Origin of the sequence: Nonomuraea lactucae, assembly GCF_003313395.1 — a bacterium.
GTDB lineage: Bacteria > Actinomycetota > Actinomycetes > Streptosporangiales > Streptosporangiaceae > Nonomuraea > Nonomuraea lactucae.
Window position 1 is genome coordinate 1 of record NZ_QNFZ01000481.1, and the last position, 1292, is coordinate 1292.

The window sequence follows — 1292 nt, forward strand, 5'->3', positions numbered from 1 at the left end:
CGCCCGCCGCGCTGGACGGCCTGCCCGCGCCCGACGCGGTGTTCGTGGGCGGCGGCGCCACGGTGCCCGGCCTGCTCGAACGCTGCTGGGCGGCGCTCCGGCCCGGTGGCAGGCTGGTGGTGAACGCCGTCACCGTCGAGTCCGAGGCCGTGGTCGCCGAGTGGTACGGCCGGCTCGGCGGCGACCTGGTGCGCCTGGCCGTGCAGCGGGGTTCGCCCGTGGGCGGGTTCACCGGCTGGCGGGCGATGATGCCGGTGACCGTGTGGTCGGTCACCAGAGGAGACATGCACCCGGACACCGGGAGGGACGTGCCGTGACCGTCTTCTTCGTCGGGGCGGGCCCCGGCGCCGCCGACCTGATCACGGTGCGCGGGCTGCGCGTGCTGGAGTCGTCGCCGGTCTGCATGTACGCCGGCTCTCTGGTGCCCCGGGAACTGCTGGACTCCTGCCCGGAGGGGGCGAGGCTGGTGGACACGGCGAATCTCACGCTCGACGAGATCGTCGCCGAGCTGGCCGCCGCGCACCGGGCGGGGCTGGACGTGGCCAGGCTGCATTCGGGTGACCCGTCGGTCTTCAGCGCCATGGCCGAGCAGATGCGCAGGCTCGATGGGCTCGGCGTGCCGTACGAGGTGGTGCCGGGTGTCCCGGCGTTCGCGGCGGCGGCCGCATCGCTGGGCAGGGAGCTGACCGTGCCCGGCGTCGGCCAGACGGTCATCCTCACCCGCACCTCGGCCAGGGCGACGCCGATGCCCGAGGGCGAGGACCTGGCGACCCTCTCGGCGAGCCGGGCCACGATGGTGCTGCACCTGGCCGTGCAGCGGATCGACGCGGTGGTGGCCGAGCTGCTGCCGTCGTACGGACCTGACTGCCCGGTCGCGGTGGTGGCGCGGGCGAGCAGGGCCGACGAGGCGATCCTGCGCGGGACGCTGGCGGACATCGCCGCGCGGGTGCGTGAGGCGGGAGTCCGGCGGACGGCGGTCATCGTCGTCGGGCGGGTGCTGGCGGCGACCGAGTTCCCCGACAGCCATCTCTACAGCGCGGCGAGGTCGCGGGCATGCGGCACGTCCTGATCCTGGGCGGCACGGCCGAGGCCAGGGCGCTGGCCGCCGAGCTGGCCGCGCGGGGGGTGCGGGTGGTGTCGTCGCTGGCCGGGCGGGTGACCAACCCGCGACTGCCGGTCGGCGAGGTGCGCGAGGGCGGGTTCGGCGGCCCGGAAGGGCTCGCGGCCTGGCTCGCGGCCGAGGCCGTGGACGCGGTGGTGGACGCCACGCACCCGTTCGCGGCCAGGATGAC

The 1292-nt window shown here is 75.8% G+C and carries 2 protein-coding genes and 1 pseudogene; all 3 read left to right on the forward strand.

Going from position 1 to position 1292, the window contains the following annotated elements:
• Positions 1 to 317: pseudogene (locus tag DQW85_RS22830) on the forward strand (cobalamin biosynthesis bifunctional protein CbiET); the annotation flags it as partial.
• On the forward strand, positions 314 to 1069 hold the full coding sequence (gene cobM / locus DQW85_RS22835) for a precorrin-4 C(11)-methyltransferase (RefSeq protein ID WP_113702185.1): 756 nt from the start codon (positions 314 to 316) through the stop codon (positions 1067 to 1069). The pseudogene DQW85_RS22830 and the gene cobM, both read left to right, overlap by 4 nt.
• Positions 1054 to 1292: precorrin-6A/cobalt-precorrin-6A reductase (locus tag DQW85_RS22840; protein WP_205315328.1), on the forward strand; the 239-nt coding region annotated here is incomplete at its 3' end. The genes cobM and DQW85_RS22840, both read left to right, overlap by 16 nt.